Genomic DNA, 20,715 nt, shown 5'->3' with positions numbered 1-20,715 from the left:
AATTTTAATCAAAACGGTCAATAAAATTAATTAAATAAATATAGAATTGAAACTTAAAAATAAAAATTTAAGAATTGAAGGTAAAAATTTAATCTAAAGATTAAAAATTAAATTAAAATTTACAGGAGTAATGTTGTTAAATGTTTCTTGGAATTGTTGATCCCCTCGTTTGGAGCGCTTATCTGTTGTCTATTTTCGCAGCCCTCTGGTGCATGTATTATGGAATCCGGCACTGGAACAACGACAACTGAATTCGATTCATATTTGCATAACTTATTTGCATTGACTTTAAATCACAATTTCATCATCATTTCACAGGACTGTTATAACTATGTTTGATTCATCTTCTTTCACATCCGTTGCGGCGGCCTCGTCCGTCAACGATATCATCCCGCCGGATTTATTCCATTCCACCGGGATCAACATGCCCGCATTGCTCTTCTTAATCGCTATTTACTTGGCTGCAACCATTGCCTTGGCCTGGTACGGCTACAGAAAGACGAAAAATGCTGCCGACTACATGGTCGCCGGCCGAAAAACCAACTCGCTCGTCATGGCGATTTCCTACGGCGCCACCTTCATCAGCACGTCTGCCATCATCGGATTCGGCGGCGTCGCGGCTGCTTACGGCATGGGGATGCTGTGGCTGGCTTTCTTGAACATTCTCGTCGGCATCATCATCGCTTTCTTGGTTTTCGGACCGATTATGCGCCGGATGGGACAGTTCCTTCACGCGTCCACGTTCCCGGAATTTATCGGCAAACGCTTTGAATCCCGCGGCCTTCAATCCTGGCTCGGTATTTTTATCGCCGTTACCATGCCGCTTTACGCGGCCAGCGTTCTCATCGGTTCCGCACGCTTTATTGAAACAACGCTCGGCCTCGATTACAAAGCCGCGCTCATTATCTTTACAATCCTCGTTGCCGCATACGTTATTGTCGGCGGCATGATCTCCGTTCTGTACACCGACGCGTTCCAAGGCATTATTATGTTCGTCGGCATGTTCCTGCTGCTCGTCCTTACTTACGTCAAACTCGGCGGCGTCATTGAAGCTCATACCGCGCTCAGCAACATGGCTTCGCTCGTTCCCGCGAATTTGGTCGCCATCGGTCATCAAGGGTGGACATCCATGCCGGTTTTCGGATCACAGTTGTGGTGGACAATGGTTTCGTCCCTCATCTTGGGTGTCGGTATCGGTATTATCGCGCAGCCGCAACTGGCTGTTCGTTTCATGATGGTCAAAGACAAAAAGACATTGAAACGCGCCGTTTTGGCCGGCGGTCCGTTCATCTTCATGATGGCCGGCGTCGCTTACATTGTCGGTCCGCTCTCCAACGTGTTCTTCTACAACACGACCGGAAAAGTTGCCATTGACGCTGTCGGCGGAAATTTGGACGCGATCATCCCTGTTTACATCAACAGCGCGTTGCCTGAGATTTTCGTTCTCATCTTCATGCTCAGTTTGCTGTCGGCCGCCATGTCCACCGCCGGATCCCAATTCCACACCATGGGCACTGCCGTCGGTTACGACTTGGTCCGCAACGGTATTTTCAAAGGAAAATCCGTCCACACCATCCTGTTCACACGAATCGGTATCATCGTGACCATCATTGTGGCCGTCATCTTGGCATTCTACTTGCCGGGAAGCATCATCGCCCGCGCCACCGCGATCTTCATGGGCATGTGTACCGCCGCGTTCCTCCCGATGTACGCTGGTGCGCTCTTCTGGAAGAGAATGACCAAAGCCGGCGCCTACGCAAGCTTTGCCGTCGGATTCCTTGCCAGTATCCTCTGGTATGTGTTTGTCCACGTCGCCGAATCCGGCCCGATCGGCATTTGTGAAGCCCTGTTCGGCGTCTCAACGCTCATCCCGAGTATGGCGTACGTCGACCCGATCTTGATTGCAACGCCGTTGTCCATCATCGTGGCCATCGTCGTCAGTTTGATGACAAAACCGCCGTCGCAGAAAATGGTTGACGACTTGTTTAAAAAAGAAGAAGAAACCACAGCAACAACAACCGTTGACGGTGTTGTGGCTGAATCTGCTTAAATAAAAATGAGTGATTCTGTCACTCATTTGTTTTTTCTTTTTTCATTTTTCTGTTTTATATTTTCATTTTTCTGTTTTTTGATGCGGGCGGCGCCGCGCGCGTTATGGCGACACTTTTTGTTTTGAGTTTTTGAAAAACCGAACGTTCATTTTTTCAAAATCAAGCAAACCATCCCGCAAAAATTCCGTCGCTTCGCTGGGAATTTTTCAGTGGCGGTGTGAGTCTGTTTCAGAAAGTTCGCTGCGCGAACGGCTCCCTACGGTCGCGGAAAAATAATTCGGTAAAATTAAAGATGTCAAGCAAACCATCCCGCAAAATCAGACGCTTTGCGTCTGTATTTTGCGGAATCCATCTGCAAGATACATTCTATTTTATGGTACAGATTGCACCTACTGTTTCTAACAATACAGTTGTTACTTGGTACGGATTTGCACCTGTCGTTTCTAAAAATACAGATATTATTTGGTACCGATTTGTACCTTCAGTTTCCAACAATACAGTTGCTTATCTGATCTGATTTGCACCTCAGTTTTCGATCTAAATTGTATCTGCTGAGTGGTATCCGTAAAATACAGATGCTTCGCATCTGATTTTACGGGACGGTTTGCTTGAAGTTTTAAAAAACCGTTCCATCATTTTTGTTTTATCCTAAAACCGCCCCCACGGTTTTGAAATCTCAAAAAAATGTGTCGCCATAACGCGCGCGCCCGCAGCCGCCCCAAACCAAACCGCCAATAACGTTTCCTCTATTGTTAACATTTATTTTCAATTGGAATTTATATTTAAAATGAGATGTCGTCTTCTATTGTTAACCCCGTTCCGCAATGGCAGAATTTATATATGATTTAATTGTTTTGCATATGTTCATAATTTATCATTATATAAATAGTGTCTGAAACAGAGCCGCTTGTATTCAGTTTCATTCCTGTTTATCTTTATTTTAACCCCAAAACGGCAAAACAATTCTTCAAATTTATTGTTTATTTATTCATTAAAACATTTCAAAAACTCATTTTGCCGGCGTCCCCGGTTTTGTTTTTGGATATGAGAGGGATATTTCGTGAAAGAATCAATCAACTCTTCAGAAATCGATAAAACCTTTTTCAACGAGCTTAAAAAAGACAAAGGGACTGAAAAAGTTCTCTTGTGCTTCAATTGCAACGGCTGCTCGACCGGATGCCCGATGAAGGACATCGAGCCCAATTTCGATATCAAACGGTATATGCGAATGGCCGGTCTCGGACTCAAAAACCGTATTTTAAACGACGAATACTTGTGGTACTGTACGACCTGTTACAAATGCCAGGAACGGTGCCCTGAAGGCGTTCTCAACGTGGACACGCTTTTGCGCATGCGCACGATGGCGGTTCACGAAGGCATCATGCTTGAGCCCCACAAAGACGTCGCGAATTTCGTCGTCACCACCGGACACGCCGTCCCGATCAACGATTCCAACAAAGAGAAACGCAAAGAACTCGGCCTCACCGAAGTGCCGCCGACGGTTCACATGTATCCGGAAGCTTATGAGCAAGTGAAAAAACTCCTCAAAGCCTGCCAATTCGATACACTGGTCGCGAAAAAATAAGTGAAATTTTCATTTTAATTTCATTTTATTCATCATTATAAATCACTATAATTACACTGTCATTGAATGAATGAAAACATCAACCGGGCTTTCAGCGGTTTTGATGTTTTTGGGAGTTTATGTCTATTATGTCTGCTACAGAATCTAAAAAAGAAAATCAAAGTCTTTCTTTGTTCCTCGGCTGCGTCGCGCCGAACCGGTACCCGGGAATCGAGCTCGCTTCCCGTCGGGTCATGAAGGAACTCGGGGTCGATCTTCAGGAGCTTAAAGGCGCTTCCTGCTGTCCGGCGCCCGGCGTTTTCAAATCTTTTGATAAAACCACATGGCTCACCTTAGCCAGCCGCAACATCGTTTTGTCCGAACAGATGGGCATGGATTTGCTGACCGTCTGCAACGGCTGTTTCGGATCCCTCGGCGAAGCCAATCACACTTTAAAACACGATGCTGATCACAAAAAGGAAGTCAACGAAAAGCTCTCCGAAGTCGGCATGCAATACAAAGGCGACATCGAAGTCCGCCACATCATGGAATTTTTGGCGAAAGACGTCGGCGCCGACGCGATCAAAGAAAAAGTGACCGTTCCCCTGGAAGGCATTAAAGTCGCCGTCCACTACGGCTGCCACCTCATCCGCCCGTCCAAAGAAAAAGAAGGACTCGGCAGCGCCGAAAATCCGCGCTTCTTTGATGACTTGGTCGACGCGACCGGCGCGAAAAGCGTCGATTATGAAGACAAGCTTCTTTGCTGCGGCGCCGGCGGCGGCGCACGCTCCGCATTCCTTGACACCACGCTCAAAATGACGGAAAAGAAACTCGACATTCTGAAACGGGAAGAATACGACTGTATCGTCGACGCCTGCCCGTTCTGCCACCTTCAGTTTGACACCGGCCAGGCGCAGCTGAAAAAGACCACCGGCAAAGACTACAACATTCCGGTGCTTCACTACGCGCAGCTTCTCGGTTTGGCGTTCGGTCACACCCCGCAGGAACTCGGCATTCAAATGAACACGACCACCAACCCGGCTTTTGAACAAAAAATCTTGGCGTTGTCCCAAAAGAAGAAGGAGGAGGCTTAAATATGGCAGCCAACACAACAACCTCCGCGGTCGGCGCCGTTGCCGTGATCGGCGGCGGTATTGCGGGTGTTCAATCCGCGCTCGACCTGGCCAACAGCGGCTACAAGGTTTATCTGATTGAATCCAAACCGTCCATCGGCGGCATCATGGCTCAGTTAGACAAAACGTTCCCGACATTGGACTGCTCCGCTTGTATTCTGTCCCCGAAACTCGTGGAAGCCAGCCGCCACCCAAACATTGAACTCATGACATATGCCGAAGTGGTCGGCCTGTCCGGCGACGTCGGCAACTTCACGGTGTCCGTGAACAAAAAGAGCCGCTACATCGACCCCGACAAATGCGTCGGCTGCGGCGATTGTATTGCAAAATGCCCGAAAAAAGTCGACGACGAATTCGAAGAAGGCCTGTCTAAGAGAAAAGCCATTTACTTCCAGTTCACCCAGGCGATTCCGAAAATCGTCACCATCGACGCGGAAAACTGTATCATGCTTCAAAAAGGCAAATGCGGCAACTGTAAAAAAGTGTGCCAGCGCGACGCTGTTGACTATGAACTGAAAGATCAAGTCGTTGACATCCACGTCGGCGCCGTCATCATGGCGACCGGATTCAAAGCCTTTGATCCGAAACTGCTTGAAGCCTACCGCTTCGACCACCCTGACGTCGTGACCGCGCTTCAATTTGAGCGCTACACCAACGCCTCCGGACCGTTCGGCGGACACATTCAAACGTCCAAAGGCGAACTCCCGAAAAAGATCGCGTTCATCCAATGCATCGGTTCCAGAAACCCGGAAATCAACAAAGCGTACTGCTCATCCGTCTGCTGCACCTATGCGGTCAAACAATCCCGTTTGATCAAAGACCACCACCCCGAAGTCGACGTGGCGATTTTCAACATCGACCTCCGAACTTTCGGCAAAGGTTACGAAGAATTCGCGCTGCGCGCCCGGGATGAAAACGGCGTTCGTTTCATCAACTCCCGCCCGTCCGGCGTCGATGTGCGCGACGACGGCACGCTTTATTTGAGATACGAAGGCGACGACGGCGCGGTGGCCAAAGAAGACTTTGATTTAATCGTCTTGTCCGTCGGACTCAACGCCCCCGACTCCACCAAAGAACTCGCAAAGACCCTCGGTGTCGAACTCGACAAATATGGTTTTGTCAAAACCGAAGTCGAATCCCCGACCGAAACCTCCAAGAACGGCATTTTCACTGCCGGTGTCGCTCAAGGTCCCAAAGATATTCCGGAATCCGTGGCGCAAGCCAGCGGCGCGGCGTCCAAAGCCGGCGCGCTTCTCAACAGCGCCCGCAAATCCCTGGAAGCCGTCGTTGAAATCGCGCCGGAAACTCCGGTGTCGGGCGACGCCCGCATCGGCGTCATCGTCTGCCGCTGCGGCACCAACATCGGCAGCGTCGTCGACGTGCCGGCCGTCGTGGAATACGCGTCCACTTTGCCCGACGTCATCATCGCCAAAGAAGAAATGTATTCCTGCGCCGACGACACCCAAGGCCGCATTTTGGAAATGATTCGCGATTACAACCTCAACCGTTTCATCGTGGCGGCCTGTACGCCGAGAACCCACGAGCCGCTCTTCCAGCAAACCTGTCAGGAAGCCGGCATGAACCCGTGGCTCTTTGAATTCGCCAACATCCGCGAACACTGCTCTTGGATCCACCACGACAACCCGGAAAAAGCAACCGCTAAAGCCAAAGATTTGGTGCGCCAGGCGGCCGGAAAAGTCCGGTTCTACACCCCGCTTTACAGCCAACAGCTGTCGCTTGTGCACAACGCGGTCGTTCTCGGCGGCGGCGTCGCCGGTCTGACCGTGGCCAACGAACTCGCGGCCAACGGTTACGAAGTCGATTTGATTGAAAAGACCGACAAGCTCGGCGGCAACATCCGCCCGCTTCAAAGCTACGCCTCGATTTTGGAACCGATGGTCAAAGCGGCCACCACCAACCCGAGAATCCACATTCATTACAATTCCGTGATGGAAGACGTGAGCGGTTCGGTCGGCAATTTCCACGGCAAAATCGTCACGGACGACGGCAGTAAAGCCGCTGTTTCCGAACTGGATTTCGGTGTGATTGTGATCGCCACCGGCGGCCATGAACTCCGGCAAGACGGCTTGTTCGGCTACAAACAAAACCCGATCGTCAAGACGCAGCTTGAATTTAAGGAAATGATCGACAACAAGGAAGGCAGCTGGAAAGATTTGATTTTCATCCAGTGCGCCGGCAGCCGCAACAGCGAGCGCCCCTACTGTTCGAGAATTTGCTGTACCAACTCCGTCAAAAATGCGATCCAATATAAGGAACAGCATGCTGACGCTGAAATTTATATCCTGTACCGTGACATCCGCACGTACGGCATGTACGAAGAATATTACACGAAGGCCCGCGAAATGGGCATTCACTTCCTGATGTACGACGAAAACCAGCCGCCGGTCGTCGACGGCAACGTCGTGAAACTCCACGACCTCACCACCCGGCTGGACTTTGAATTGCCGGCCGACTGTGTGATTATCAGCGCGGCCACCGTTGCAGAAGAAGGCAACCACGAGGTGGCGCCGATGATGAAGGTGCCGCTGGACAAAAACGGCTTCTTCCTCGAAGTTCACCCGAAGCTGCGCCCGGTCGATTTCGGAACGGACGGAGTTTTCGTCTGCGGTCTTGCCCAGTCGCCCAAATTGTGCGAAGAAACCATCTCTCAAGCCCAAGCGGCGGCATCCCGCGCCTGCACGATTCTGTCCCGCGATTTCTTGGAGTCTCCGGCGGAAGTGTCCCGCGTGAACTTGGATGTCTGCGTCGGCTGCGGCGCTTGTAAAGATGTTTGCCCGTACCATGCGATTACGATGGAAGAACAAATCGTGACCAAGAAAGGCCTATCCTTTAAGGCGGTCCGCTCCGTCATTAATCCGGCGGCGTGCAAAGGCTGCGGCTGCTGTACGATGGCGTGCCCGACGGCCGCGATTGAACAGGGACACTTTGAGAATAAGCAATTGCTGTCTCAGATCAAGAGTGTGTTCTACTTTGAGGAGGAGGTGAACTAATGGACGCAAAAACCGACATGCAGGACAATACTCAGTCCGGAGTTTCCCACTGCCCGGCAACGAATACGGACTTTGAACCGAAAATCGTGATGTTTTGCTGCAACTGGTGTTCTTACGCCGGAGCCGACGGCGCCGGAATTGCAAGATTCCAGCAGCCGCCCAACATCCGTGTGGTCCGTGTGATGTGTTCCAGCCGTGTGGACGCCGTTCACATTTACACCGCCTTTTTGGAAGGCGCTGACGCCGTTTTGATCACGGGCTGCCACATCGGCGACTGCCACTACGTCAACGGCAACGACAAAACGCTTGTGAAATACAAATTTATCAAATCGATGTTGAATGAAATGGGAATTGAAGACGACAGATTGATGCTCCGGTGGATTTCCGCATCGGAAGGACAGCAGTTTGCGGAATTTGTCCGCGAAATGGTGGAAAAGGTCAAAGCGCTGGGCCCCAGCCCGCTCCGCCGCGAAGGGGTGATCTGATGACCGCCCCGGAAAATATTGAAAAGAAAGCACCGGCAGCCGCAACAGGCGCACCGGCAGCAGCACCCGCAGCACCCACCGGCGCAGCTCCTGCAGGAACCGCTCCCGCAGGCGCACCACCGGCCGGCGCGGCACCCGGCGGAAAACCGCCGGAAGGCGCCCCCAAACCGCCCGCCGTTTCCGTTGCAGGCGACGCTCTCAAAGGGTCCGACATCCAAGTCGGCGGCAAATACATCGGCTGGTCGGCCGACGCCGACGTCCGTAAACGCGGCGGCTCCGGCGGTCTCGTGACGGCCGTTCTCGCGGCTGCGCTTGAAAAAGGACTTGTGGCGAACACCGTCGTGTTGAAAAAATCCAACCAGTTTGAAGCGGTTCCGGTTCTGACGTCCAACGTTCAAGACATTTACGAATCGGCCGGTTCCATGCACATGCTGATTTCCAACCCGACCAAATACCTGCGCCACTTTGAGAATGACGCCAACATTGCGATTGCCGTCAAACCGTGCGATATGCGCGGCATCCGTGAACAAGCTAAGCGGAATATGATCAATCTGGACAAAGTTTTCACCATCGGTCTCAACTGCGGCGGCACCATTCCGCCGTACAAGATCCGCCGGGTCGTGGAAGAAGTTTACCAACTCAATCCGGACGACGTCTGCGGCGAAGAAATCGAAAAGGGACAGCTGATTATGGAAACCAAGGACGGCGCCCACCACTCTCAATCCATTGACGAAATGGAAATCGAGGACAACGGCCGCCGTGAAAACTGCCGCTACTGTATTGTGAAAATCGCGACCAACGCTGATTTGGCCTGCGGTAACTGGGGCGTTCTCGGAGATTTATCCGGCAAGGGAACGTTCGTCGAAGTCAATACTGAAAGAGGCGCTCAGTTCTTGAGAAACGCAGTCGACAACGGCTACGCCGAAGTCAAAGCGGCCAGCGAACAAGCGTCGGAAGCGCGCGGCAAAACCAACAACATCATGCTGAAAATGTCGGCCAAAACCAAAGAAAAAGTGTTTGCGCCGATCGACGGCGACAAGTTGGCGGCTTTCCAAAAGGAGCTTGTCAACTGCATTCACTGCGGCGCCTGTAAAACCGTTTGCCCGCCCTGCGCTTGCGGTCCCGAAGCCAAATGTACGTCCTTTGACAAATTATCGGACAGCTACGACATTTCGCTTTTCCACATGATCCGGTTCCTGCACTTGATGGATTCCTGCGTCGGCTGCGGCCAATGCTCGGACGTGTGTCCGGCGGACATTCCGCTCGCGCGCCTCTACCGCAAGTTTGCCAACCCGATTCAGGACGAACTCCAATACACAACCGGAATGGACGACCGGACGCCGCCTTTCTTTGAAATCAAACTCGAGGAGGTGCAGTAAATGGCAGCCAATAACAATAACAACACAGGTCCGTGCGGCACCGGTACGGGAAACACGGACGGGACGAAAGTCTGCGACGTCGTCTTTAAAGAAAACGTTTATTCCACCGTTTGTTCAGGCTGCGGTTTCGGCTGCGGCGTTTACATGCGCGAAATCATGACCGACGTTCCGACCGGAACCGCTTGCGGCGCACCGCTGCTTCACATTGATTACCGAAAAGCGTCACCGGTCAACGAAGGAAAGCTCTGCCGCTTCGGCGTTCAGCTGGCGAAGAACTTCTGTCCGGCTCAAACCATGATTGACGGCGACGAGGCGGACACAAAAACCGCCGTTTCCAAAGCGGCTGAGATTCTCAAGAAAGCCAAACCGGAAAACGTTTGTCTTTTGTCGATCGGCAATGCCGCCAATGAAGAACATTTGATGTTCATGGAAGTCGGCAAAAAGCTGGGCGTTCCGGTCAATACCGGCATGACCGGCCTTTTCAAATCCATCGGCAAACTTCACGCGTACACGGGCCGCGGCGTCACCTATGACGATGTCGCCCAAGCCAAGAAAATTTACCTCTTGGTTGACCCGTATGTGTCGTATCCGCTCTTGGTCCGCCGTTTGATTCGCGCCAAAAGCAAAGGCGCTGAAATCATTTCGTTCGGTCTCAAAGAATTCCCGATCGCCGACAAAAACGTCTTGCTGACGCCGGAAATGAGCCTTTACGACGTCGATTTCAAACCGGACGCCGACACGCTGGTCATTTCCGACTTGACGCCGTACACGCACGCCAAACGCTTGGCGGAAATCGTCGAGTTATCGGCCGGCAAGGGACCGGAATCAGGCAACATGCTTTTCCTGCGCCCGTTCATGAATTCAACCGGCGCTGGTTATTTGTCCAAACACACCAAACAAAAATCGTTTGACGACATCTTGGCGGGAATCGACGACGGCAGCATCAAAGTGCTGTACTGTTTGGAATCCGATTTGATCGACATCTGCTTGAACGACCACGTCAAGGAGACGCTTGAAAACTTGGACGCTTTGATTGTTCAGTCGTCGCGCTACACATCCGCTTGCAACGATGCGAATGTTGTGATTGCGTCCGAACCGTTCTACAAGAAAAAAGGTTCGGTCATGAACTCGGAAGGCCGTTTGATCAATTTGTCCACGGACGCAGGCGAAACATTGCTCACCGGATTTAACGCTTTGTCCGATCTGCTGGCCGCTCTCGGCGGAAAACCGATGACGTTTGACGAAGCGCACGCAAAATCTTTGGAAATGCTCGGCGCAACCGATGACGAATTCAAAATTCAGCCGCTCGAGAAAAAGAGCAAACCGGCGGTTTCAAAAATCTCCGACAAATTGCCGAACGTGGCGACAAACGCGGATTTGGGCAATCCCGACGCGCCGGCGTCCTTCGTGTCGTCGTCGTCCGCCAAAGCCGCGCAGGTTTCCGACGAGGTCAACTTGAAACACGTCTATTTGATGAATCCGTTCCTGTGGAACAACATCGCGGACGAAGACTTCTTTGAAATCAGCCGCTGCGAAGTGAAAAGATTGAAATTGCTCAAAGGATTCACAGCCGACGTGATGTGCAACTGCGGTGAAAAACTGAAAACTTCCGAATATAAAGTGTCCCCGATGGCGGACGGATACATTATTTCCTGGAGCAAACAAGTTTACGCCAAAGCGCCGGTGGTTGACGTGACGGTGAAACGCTCGCCGACCAAGCCGGATGAAAAGATTGTTGTTAAGGAATGCAACATTCCCCAATAATCTTTTTTTCTTTATTTTTTATTTTGTTTTCTTCATTTTGCTTTTTGTTTTCTTCATTTTTCATTTTGCTTTTTGTTTTTCTTTCCTTTTTATTCAAAAATAGTAAACGATCGCATAAACGGAATGTGTCGGGAGGAACTTGATGAGCATTGTTTGTTATCTTTTGGGTTGTAAATGGAATGGCTGCACGTGTGAACGGTGCGGATATGTCCGATACAAGGATCACAAATGGAACGGATGCAAATGCGAAATTTGTGAACAAACTCAAAATTCCGGTCACAAATGGCATGGATGCGTTTGTGAAATATGCGGTCGGAAACGTGATGAAGAACATGATGTCAAGGATTGCGTTTGCGTTTTATGCAAACAAGAATTTCATTCGCCGTCAAAGGGTGTCTGCACATCGTGCGGGAAATTGGTTGTGAAATATGTTCATGAAAGAGTCTATGATCGGGAAATGATCAGCGGCAGCCAACTGACGCGTTATTACAGCATAGCGGATCAAAATTGTCATCGCTGCGGTTCGTCTCCGCACTTGATTTTGTATAATGCCTACTCTATCGGGTCTTTGAGAAAAACGTCGGATCAATGTATCACTTGCGGCGGCGTGGATTATTGTCAAAAATGCAAAATCTATGTTCCGGCTTTGATCGATTTGGATAATTTCAGCGGCGCATGGTCTGCGACCGGCCGACGCTGTCCGTACTGTAAGAACCGCATCTGAGCTCAATTGATTCGAATCAGACGGCGTGAATTCTTTTGATTTTGTTCAATACGTCTTCTCGTCTCTGGTTATACTTTCGATATTTTTGGGTGAGCCGCACTTTTAATTCATCGATATATTTTTATTAAATTCTTCTATTGCATATTTCTGTTATAATCTAATTCGACAAATGTATTATATAATGCCAGATTCTTATTAAATATCATTTCTATTTGACGATGTGTGTTTTATGACTGCAGATAACAAATCGGAAACATTGAAGGCCAAATCCGGTCCGGGTTTATCGGATTCGGTGCCTCTGTGCTCAACGTCTGAACATGTTTTGAGTTCTCCGTCTTCACCGGCAGGTCCGTCTATTTATGATTCCGACGACAAAATCAAAAGCAGTCACGAGCGCATTTTTCTTCACGACCTTTTGAATTCGGTTGGCGGTCTTCATGGCTTTTTGGAATTGATGTCTGAAAATTCGGATCCGGCCAAAATTCAAAAATACGTTTCAAGCTCGCTTGAGTTATGTAATTCTCTCATTGAAGAGATTCAGTCTTACCGCCAGATTACGCTGGCTGAAAACGGCGATTTAAAAGTCCTCAGAAGCGACGTCAACACGGTTGATGTTCTCAAATCGGCGGCGATGAAATTCGAAAATCACGATGTTTCCAAGGGCAAAGTGATTGAAATTTCTCCGGATTCGCAATCGGTTCCGGTTCAAACGGATAAAGTTCTTTTGTCCCGCATTTTGATTAATTTGATGAAAAACGCGCTCGAAGCCACCGATTCCGGCGGTATGGTCGTCATCGGTTCCGAACTGCGCCATCCGAAAAACAACGGCCACCGGAAAGGACGCGGCAACGGCAGCGACTGCAAGGACGCCGCTCACATGGCCGGCGACTGTTATCCGATGGATTTTATCCGCTTTTGGGTGCACAACGATTCCGAAATTCCGGAAGAGTTCAAACCGCATATTTTTAAGAAACAGTTTTCCACCAAAGGCGACAACCGCGGCCTCGGCAGTTACAGCGTTCAGCTTCTGGGCGAGCAATATCTCGGCGGCCAAGTCGGGTTTACGAGCAGCAAAAAAGAAGGAACGACTTTTTACATTGATTTGCCGGTGCAAGTGCCGGAAGAGAAGAATTGATTCTCTCCTTTTTTTCAATTTTTATTTTAATTTTGATTTTTGATTTTTCATGATGTTACATTTATTTATACAAGTTTGGCTTATGTTTTGTTAATAAGCACTTGTCATTGGGTGTTAATCTGATTAGCGCTTTATTTGATATTGTGTTTAAGATTTGAAGGGGCTTATTAAGGTGGTCTTTTATATTCTGCTTTCATTAAAGTTCCTTTTTTCCGAATTTTAAATAATCATATATTCGAATCAGTCTTCTGACATTCGTTTTTTCCGGTGCTTTTACATTTATAAAGAAATCCGGATTCATCTGAAATATTTCTTTAAGAATTCTTTCCAAATCATCAACGTCAATTTCTTCTTCATATAAATGGGCGATTAATCTTGTTTTCTTTTCCAATGAATCATTTTGTTTCCAAATTCCCAATACGCTTCGATCAGAAATTGCGATTGTATGTCTTCTTTTTTTGTATGAACTATTAATGATCGATTCAAAATCATTCATCTTGGCGTCGGTATAACTTGGATAAGTTCCCTCACAGATTGAAAGATATTTATTTAACGGCAAAATACTTGCATTTTTAATCAAATTTGGATAAGCATATTCAAGCAAGTCATCGGCTGTAAAATTCAAATTTTCCATGACGATATCTTCATACCAATCATCTCCACTGATCCCCTTTAATCCGATTAACCCGATTTCAGATGCTTTTCCAATGGCTACGATTAAATGCTCATCTTCAATACGTGTGTCGTCAATAGACCCGACTCTTAAATTTGAAGTCGGCATATTCGTTAAGGTGTAATCGTAAAATTCTTGTTTAAATAAACGTAATACTTTTGCAGGCAATGCTGATTTTTTTGTTGAAAGCGCATCATAAAGTAATTCGAAACGGCTCATTTTTATTTTTGTCATTTCGATGGCTTTGACATCAAAATGAAATGTATACGGACTTATTTCAACATCTTGAAAACTTTCATCATAATCTATGAATATGAATCGGTTTTTTAATTTTTTCAGATTTTCAGCTGAAAGACAATTGATAATTGATTCCAGTATTCTCTGAATATTTGGGTCTGACATGGAATATCCGATGAAAATGATTGGATACTCCATAAATATGGTCATCAGTTTTGCAGCCAAGTACAAACTTTTTCTTTCAAAATCATTGTAATCGCTTTGATTCATGATGATGCTTTTAGGATTGTTGACGCATCCATGTATTTTGTAAATCTCGGCGATACCTTGAATCGGTGAAAATATGAGTTCTTCTTGACCGATGTAAGTTTTGTAACCATCTGTTATGTTTTCTAAAAAACAATCAAAATTTGTTGTGATGAGGCCGGATATACTTTTCTTTGAAATTTGACTTAATTTTCTGATTTCATTTTCGCATTCCGGACGAATTATTGAATTCTTCTTAACATACGCGGCGACTTCAGCTTTGAATGGAGACGCTCCGTCCCGGACATATTCCAAGTATTCATCGTCCAATTGGCGAAAAGAAGAAGTTGAGTACCATTTTTCATTGAAATCTTTTTCAATTAAATCAACAATTTCCGGGAATCCTGAATTTGGATTGTTTATTTTTGCTTTGTTTTCATAACTAACATAGGCAAATTCATCATCGTTGATTCTATTTGCAAAAATCTCCAGCAATGTTTTCCAATCCGGAAGGTTACAATATCGCCGTGTTAGTCCGGAGCCGATAAATAAAAAAGGAATTGTATTAAAACCTTTGATGATTTTTTGCAATTCTTTTGATTCTAAATATACTTGTCGAATTTTTTTATTTTGTTAATTCTATCTAATTCGATTTTATTCATTTGTTTTTAAGTCGTGTAATCCGCGTTGATTTTCACGTAATCGTACGTCAAGTCGCAGCCCCACGCGGTCGCGGTTTCGGATCCGGCGCCCAAATCAATTTTAATGAAAATGGTTTTGGCGGACATGATCTTTTTGAGTTCGTCGAGAACGGCCGGGTCTTTTTCGATGATTTCGCCGTTTTTCACGAGGTCGGCTGTTTTTGTTCCGTTCGATATGGACAGCGTGATTTTCGTTTGGTCGAAATCGGCGCCGGAATAGCCGGCGGCGGCGACGATGCGTCCCCAGTTCGGGTCGTTGCCGAAAATTGCAGTTTTGACCAAAGGCGAGCGGACGATGGATTTGGCGGCCAAGTTCGCGTCGTTTTGGGTTTTGGCGCCGATCACGGTCGATTCGACCAATTTGGTCGCGCCTTCGCCGTCTTTGGCAATCATTTTCGCGAGCTCGATCAAAACGTGATCCAACGCTTTTTGGAAACTGTCCACGGCAGCCGCGTCAATGATTTTGACGCCGGTTTTTCCGGTGGCGGTGAGCAGACACATGTCGTTGGTGCTCGTGTCGCCGTCGACGACAATCATGTTAAAGCTCTTGTTGACCGCGGCCGTTAAACATTTTTGAAGTTGTCCGGACGCAACGGCGGCGTCGGTGTAAACGAATCCGAGCATCGTTCCCATGTTCGGCTCAATCATGCCCGAGCCTTTGGCAATGCCGGCGACGCGGTAGGTTCCGGCGTCGGTTTTGACTTCACAGGCGTAAACTTTCGGGACGAGGTCGGTCGTCATAATCGCGCGCATCGCGCCGATGCTGCCTTCTTCTTCGTCGGAAACCGATGACAGGACCGGGTCGATGTGGGATGTTATCCAAGGCATGTCCATTTTGCGGCCGATGACGCCGGTTGAGGCGACCGCGATGAATTTGTCGTCGACTTTGATCTTTTCAGCGAGCAGGCGCGTCATTTCTTTCGCGTCTTTGAGACCTTGTTCGCCGGTATACGCGTTGGCGTTTCCGCTGTTGGCGATGACGGCCGATAAATAGCCGCCGTTGATGCCGAGTTTGTCTTTGGTGACAATGAGCGGCGCCGCAATCACTTTGTTGCGTGTAAAAACGCCGGCGGCGGGTCCTTCAGCCAAAATGATCGCGAGACCTTTTTTACCGTCCTTTAAACCAAAGGCGGAAACCCCGGAAACGGCGGTAATTCCGCCTTCAATTTGTTGAATCATTTGTTTTCCTCTTATATTTTGAATTTTAAATTTTATTATTTTAAATTTGAATCTTATTATTTTGAATTAATTTGAATCTTAATTTCTAACTTTTAATTTGTTATTTTGAATTTGTTATTTTGATCATCTGTTCTGTTATCTTTTCAATTACGGCAATCCCGGGAACCAGAGTCCTTCCGTTTCCTTGAGTCCGAACATGATGTTCATGTTTTGAATCGCTTGTCCGGAGGCGCCTTTCACCAGATTGTCGATGGCGGACGTGACCACAATTCTGTTGTTGGCGGCTTCCGCTTCGATGCCGATGTGACAGAAGTTGGATCCGCGGATGTTTAAGAGAGACGGGACGCCGTCAACCAGTTGGACGAACGGTTTGTTTTCATAATATTTCGCGTAAATTTCTTTCACTTCGGCCGTCGTGTATTTTTTGGTCGTAAACACGTGCGCTGTCGTCATAATGCCGCGTGCTGCGGGAATAACGTGCGGTGTAAAGCACACATTTGAAAATCCCGGCTGCAGGCGTGAGATCTCCTGCTTCATTTCCGCGAGGTGGCGGTGTGATGTTAATTTGTACGGGATGATGTTTTCTGTCAAATTCGGGAAGTGGGACGTTTGCGTCGGCGTGTTGCCGGCGCCGGTGATGCCGGATTTCGAATCAAAGATCACGTTGTCGAGAACGCCGAGTTTCGCGAGCGGCGCTGCTGCAAGCGTTGCACCCGTCGGGAAACAGCCGGGATTGGCGATCAGGCGCGGATTTTTAGAATTTTTGAGTTCCAATGCCACGTCGTGAACTTCCGGAATTGCGTAGACGGCTTCCCGCGGATCTTTGTGGGGCTGCCCGTAGATCTTTTCAAAATCGGCGACATTGAGGCGGTAGTCGGCGCTCAAATCCACGATCTTGCAGTTGCTTTTGTCAAGCAGTTCGGGAACGATGTCCATAGACGCGCCGTGCGGAACGGCCAAAAAAATCACATCGCAAAGCGTTTTAATGTCATCGTTGCTCAAGTTTTCGAACATCAGTTTGTCATAGAATCCGGACAAATTGGGATGAACCGACGCAATCTTTTTTCCCGCTAAATTCCGGGAGGTAGCGGCGACAACTTCAACCGACGGATGCGTGGCCAGCAGCCGCAACAGTTCTTCGCCGGCATATCCGGACGCGCCGATAATTCCTGCTTTAATCATAATTTTTATTTCCTTCCTTTTTCTCAATTTTTTCAACGGAATTTCTTTTTCCTGAATGAACCCGTTATTTTTATTTCATGTCAATATTTTGTTAATAAAAGTGAAAAAAGAAATATTGAATATATAAAACATGTCCTTAAAATCAAAAATCGAAGGACTTTTTTTGACAACTTTGAAATAAAAATCACATACATTTTAACAAATTTGTTATTTTTATTCTTAGAATCGGCAGTTTTAAATGAACAACAAAAATTCCTACGCTCCATTTCGGAATTTGTTTCTCTTTCAATTTATCAAGCAAACCACCCCGCAAAATCAGACGCCTTTGGCGTCTGTATTTTGCGGATACCACTTACAGTAAGATGCAATTGGAAATAGAAAACGGAAGGTGCAACCCGCAACTCTAAAACAGAAACTGTAGATGCAAACTCTAATCTTAAAACAGAATCAGTAAATGCAAACTGCAATCTCGATACAGAAACAGTAGATGCAAAACTGAAATCCTAAAACAGTCACCCGTAGGTGCAAAATTGAAATCTAAAAACAGAAACTGTAGATGCAAACTCTAATCTTAAAACAGAAACAGTAGGTGCAAAACTGATATTCTAAAATAGTCTCCTGTAGGTGCAAAATTGCAATCTAAAAATAGAAACTGTAGATGCAGACTGAAATTTGAAAGTCACAGTTTGAAATAGGAACTGTTAAATCCAAAAGAACGAATTCAGTTTAATTTATTTTATTTTCATTTTATTTTTATTCAAAATCAAATCCGAGGTTTTCAAATGGTCAAAATTTACTTAGCGGGCCCGCTTTTTTCACAAGCCGAACGCGAATTTAATCAAAAACTCAATTCGATGTTCATAGACATGGGTTTTTCCGTTTTTTTCCCGCAAGAAGACGCGGAAGACAACGATGTTGAGCGCCACAACCAAAACCAATCCGGGATTTTTGCGAGCTGCTTTGCCGGTCTGGACACATCCGATTTGGTGGTTGCGGTTTTGGACGGTCCGGACGTTGACAGCGGCACGGCTTGGGAACTCGGCTACGCATTTGCGGCCGGTATTCCGATCATCGGCATGCGCACCGATTTCCGGATTCATACGCCGAACGAAAAAGTCAATTTGATGATTCAAGAAACGCTGGAAGCTTTTGTTTCGAGCGTGGAAGAACTGCGGGCTGTTTTGGAAAAGTATGTCTGATACTATAAGTACCAATTTCTGAATATTAGTTCCTGTATCTCATTTTAGGTAAATCCGCCAAGTTTATTCAGGACGCAGAGCGTCCTGAATAACTTGCGGGGAGAATGGTTTGGATTGTTCCGAATGTAACAACAGTAACTAACAATACAGGATTTGCTTTGCTCCAAATGTAACAACAGTAACCAACAATACAGGATTTGCTTTGCTTCAAATGTATCAACTGCTGCCGAAAACTGCATCTTATTTTCGCATGGTGCAAAAATAAAACCGCCAACGGACTTGAAGAACGCGCCGCCCCGCATCTCAAAAAAAGAATCGGCGGCTTTAAAAAAGTAAAAAAGAAAAATTACTGTCCGTTTTCTCGAATCCGCTTCACAATTCTCTCTTTCTTCAAAATCGATGCCGCTGCCGCCTCATCCACTTTCAATCTCATTTCTTCAAAGTCAGGCGGCGTCTGTTCACCAATCGCTTTTTTAAGCGGCGTATACGGTGCTTCCCGGAAAAGTGGCTTAAAATCCATTTCCTCCCCATTCCGAATCAAAACGGCGCCCGGCTTTCCTTGAAGTTTTTCTTCCACCCGCCCGACAACAAAAATCTCACTGCCGATCTTTTGAACGGCTTTCATCACCAATTTCGCAACATCCGGCGGACAAATCACAAGCAAAGAGTCAATCGAAACGCCGCGGAAATCAATCGACAGCGCGTCCAACATTTTTGAAACAACCGGATCCACACACTGTTTCAGTTTATCATCCTCAAAGACGAGGCGAACATTCGCTTCTTTGGAAATTTCGTGCGCGTCCCCGCGGATGCCGCCATTTGTGACGTCCGTCATCACATGAATCCGTCGGTTCAACCCGTCATCCAAAATCGCTTGGCAAGCTGTCAGGAAATCAACGTTGAGCGTCCGTTCAACCACGGCTTCCGCGTCAACGTAGCCCGAATAAATGGCGGCCGTCGTAATCGTTCCGCCGCCGGCGCCCCGGCTCATCAAAATCAAATCCCCCGGAACGGCTTGTTTGCGGGCGGTCAACGTCGCGGCGCCGGAAACGGCCGCCGCGCCAACGCATCCTGTCATCCGGTCCCCAATCACCATGTCGCCGCCGATCCGAAGCGTGCTGCCGGTCACGAGCGGAATTCCGGAAAGTTCAGAGACGGCGGAAATGCCGGCCAAATGATCGAAAATCATGGAAACGTCGCCGTCGTCGGCGACGTGGATGTCGGACAACATTGCCAGCGGTTTTGCGCCCATGACGTAAATGTCTCGAAGGGCGGCTCGGGCAACGTGAAAGCCGGCCAAAAACGGATATGAACTCAAACGGGAATGCATGCCGTCGACGGTCAAAATCAAAAAAGAGTTGTCGCCGGACAAATCAGAATGTCCGGAAGAACCGGTCAAATCGAAAGAATCGGTCAAATCGGACGGCACGGAAACGACGCCGGAATCATCTAAATTGGAAGCATCGAGAACAGCGCCCGTCTTTCCGATGACGTCGCCGATCTTGCTGTGTACATAAAAATCGCCGGTTCCGCGCGAGCCGACGCCGAAATTGCCGACGGTGACGCCGGATTTTTGAAATGAAAAAACGTCGCCGGTCAAATCCAATGTCAGACTCACTTCTTCCAACACCGCGTCCGCAATCTTTTTGGCGTCCGCGTCTGTTATGTTTTTAATTTCAGTGATTCTTTTTTGAAGTTTTTCTCCGGCGCCCGGGTCGTTATTTATTATAAATTGCTTTGCGTAGCCTTCTAAGTCCATAATATTGTCTCTGATTTTGATCGTTCTAAATTTTCCTTTTATATCTATTTCTCAGTTTTTTCTTTATTTCTACCCGCTTTTGCTTTATTATTTTATTGTTCGGCTATCCGAAATTTAATGTTCAATGTTAACCTGTAAATCTGTATTTATTTCATCTTAAAACAAGTCCGGTTTCCTTATTGTCTTCTTTAGTTTCATCGGATTTGTTTCCAAAACCTTTATATACTCTGTACGTCTATTAGGATTTGTTTCGTCACGACGAAATATTTTAAACGGACAAAAAACAATGTCCT

16 protein-coding genes are annotated in these 20,715 nt (G+C 47.5%); 12 read left to right on the top strand and 4 right to left on the bottom strand.

The window, feature by feature from the left end; genetic code table 11:
• Window positions 1-140: 140 nt before the first annotated feature.
• The 11 genes from MsAg5_RS06200 (at window position 141) to MsAg5_RS06150 (ending at window position 13,246) form a co-directional block, all read left to right on the top strand.
• The gene (locus MsAg5_RS06200; RefSeq protein WP_338099750.1) at window positions 141-251 is read left to right on the top strand and encodes a symporter small accessory protein; all 111 of its coding nucleotides are present in this window, start codon (window positions 141-143) and stop codon (window positions 249-251) included.
• Window positions 252-424: 173 nt separating this feature from the next.
• Window positions 425-2,050: a sodium:solute symporter family protein gene (locus MsAg5_RS06195; RefSeq protein ID WP_338099779.1), complete on the top strand. Its 1,626-nt coding sequence runs from the start codon at window positions 425-427 to the stop codon at window positions 2,048-2,050.
• Between the two features lie 1,061 nt (window positions 2,051-3,111).
• Window positions 3,112-3,636 carry a CoB--CoM heterodisulfide reductase subunit C gene (gene hdrC, locus MsAg5_RS06190; protein ID WP_338099749.1) on the top strand — a complete coding sequence of 175 codons (525 nt, stop codon included), beginning with the start codon at window positions 3,112-3,114 and terminating at the stop codon, window positions 3,634-3,636.
• Between the two features lie 128 nt (window positions 3,637-3,764).
• Window positions 3,765-4,709, top strand: coding sequence for a CoB--CoM heterodisulfide reductase subunit B (gene hdrB / locus MsAg5_RS06185; RefSeq protein WP_338099748.1), 945 nt, complete (start codon window positions 3,765-3,767; stop codon window positions 4,707-4,709).
• A gap of 2 nt (window positions 4,710-4,711) precedes the next feature.
• Window positions 4,712-7,759, top strand: a complete 3,048-nt coding sequence (locus tag MsAg5_RS06180) for an FAD-dependent oxidoreductase (protein WP_338099747.1) — start codon at window positions 4,712-4,714, stop codon at window positions 7,757-7,759.
• Entirely contained in the window at window positions 7,759-8,244 is a 486-nt protein-coding gene (locus tag MsAg5_RS06175; protein WP_476738669.1) for a hydrogenase iron-sulfur subunit, read from the top strand. The genes MsAg5_RS06180 and MsAg5_RS06175 overlap by 1 nt, the downstream gene beginning before the upstream one ends.
• Entirely contained in the window at window positions 8,244-9,623 is a 1,380-nt protein-coding gene (locus MsAg5_RS06170) for a Coenzyme F420 hydrogenase/dehydrogenase, beta subunit C-terminal domain (protein WP_338099746.1), read from the top strand. Before MsAg5_RS06175 ends, MsAg5_RS06170 begins: the two co-directional genes overlap by 1 nt.
• On the top strand, window positions 9,624-11,387 hold the full coding sequence (locus MsAg5_RS06165; protein ID WP_338099745.1) for a hypothetical protein: 1,764 nt from the start codon (window positions 9,624-9,626) through the stop codon (window positions 11,385-11,387).
• Between the two features lie 149 nt (window positions 11,388-11,536).
• Complete coding sequence (locus MsAg5_RS06160) at window positions 11,537-11,812, top strand: hypothetical protein (RefSeq protein WP_338099744.1); 276 nt, start codon at window positions 11,537-11,539, stop codon at window positions 11,810-11,812.
• The gene (locus tag MsAg5_RS06155; RefSeq protein ID WP_338099743.1) at window positions 11,809-12,111 is read left to right on the top strand and encodes a hypothetical protein; all 303 of its coding nucleotides are present in this window, start codon (window positions 11,809-11,811) and stop codon (window positions 12,109-12,111) included. The genes MsAg5_RS06160 and MsAg5_RS06155 overlap by 4 nt, the downstream gene beginning before the upstream one ends.
• Window positions 12,112-12,340: 229 nt before the next feature.
• Window positions 12,341-13,246 (top strand): sensor histidine kinase, encoded by a 906-nt coding sequence (locus tag MsAg5_RS06150; protein WP_338099742.1) that lies wholly within the window; start codon window positions 12,341-12,343, stop codon window positions 13,244-13,246.
• 196 nt (window positions 13,247-13,442) lie between these two features.
• Here MsAg5_RS06150 and MsAg5_RS06145 read toward each other — a convergent pair whose 3' ends face one another.
• From MsAg5_RS06145 to argC, 3 genes are all read right to left on the bottom strand, one after another.
• Window positions 13,443-14,993, bottom strand: coding sequence for an SIR2 family protein (locus tag MsAg5_RS06145; protein ID WP_338099741.1), 1,551 nt, complete (start codon window positions 14,991-14,993; stop codon window positions 13,443-13,445).
• A gap of 77 nt (window positions 14,994-15,070) precedes the next feature.
• Window positions 15,071-16,279 carry a bifunctional ornithine acetyltransferase/N-acetylglutamate synthase gene (argJ, locus tag MsAg5_RS06140; RefSeq protein ID WP_338099777.1) on the bottom strand — a complete coding sequence of 403 codons (1,209 nt, stop codon included), beginning with the start codon at window positions 16,277-16,279 and terminating at the stop codon, window positions 15,071-15,073.
• Window positions 16,280-16,429: 150 nt separating this feature from the next.
• On the bottom strand, window positions 16,430-17,464 hold the full coding sequence (gene argC, locus MsAg5_RS06135; RefSeq protein WP_338099740.1) for an N-acetyl-gamma-glutamyl-phosphate reductase: 1,035 nt from the start codon (window positions 17,462-17,464) through the stop codon (window positions 16,430-16,432).
• Window positions 17,465-18,246: 782 nt separating this feature from the next.
• On the opposite strand from argC, the gene MsAg5_RS06130 reads away from it, so the two are divergent.
• On the top strand, window positions 18,247-18,663 hold the full coding sequence (locus MsAg5_RS06130; protein ID WP_338099739.1) for a nucleoside 2-deoxyribosyltransferase: 417 nt from the start codon (window positions 18,247-18,249) through the stop codon (window positions 18,661-18,663).
• Window positions 18,664-19,009: 346 nt separating this feature from the next.
• Here MsAg5_RS06130 and MsAg5_RS06125 read toward each other — a convergent pair whose 3' ends face one another.
• Complete coding sequence (locus MsAg5_RS06125) at window positions 19,010-20,422, bottom strand: AIR synthase-related protein (RefSeq protein WP_338099738.1); 1,413 nt, start codon at window positions 20,420-20,422, stop codon at window positions 19,010-19,012.
• Between the last annotated feature and the right edge of the window lie 293 nt (window positions 20,423-20,715).

The sequence above is a fragment of the Methanolapillus africanus genome, assembly GCF_032714475.1.
Taxonomy (GTDB): Archaea; Halobacteriota; Methanosarcinia; order Methanosarcinales; family Methanosarcinaceae; genus Methanolapillus; species Methanolapillus africanus.
The sequence above is the reverse complement of the archived record's forward strand: the minus strand, read 5'-3'. Positions and strand labels throughout refer to the sequence as shown.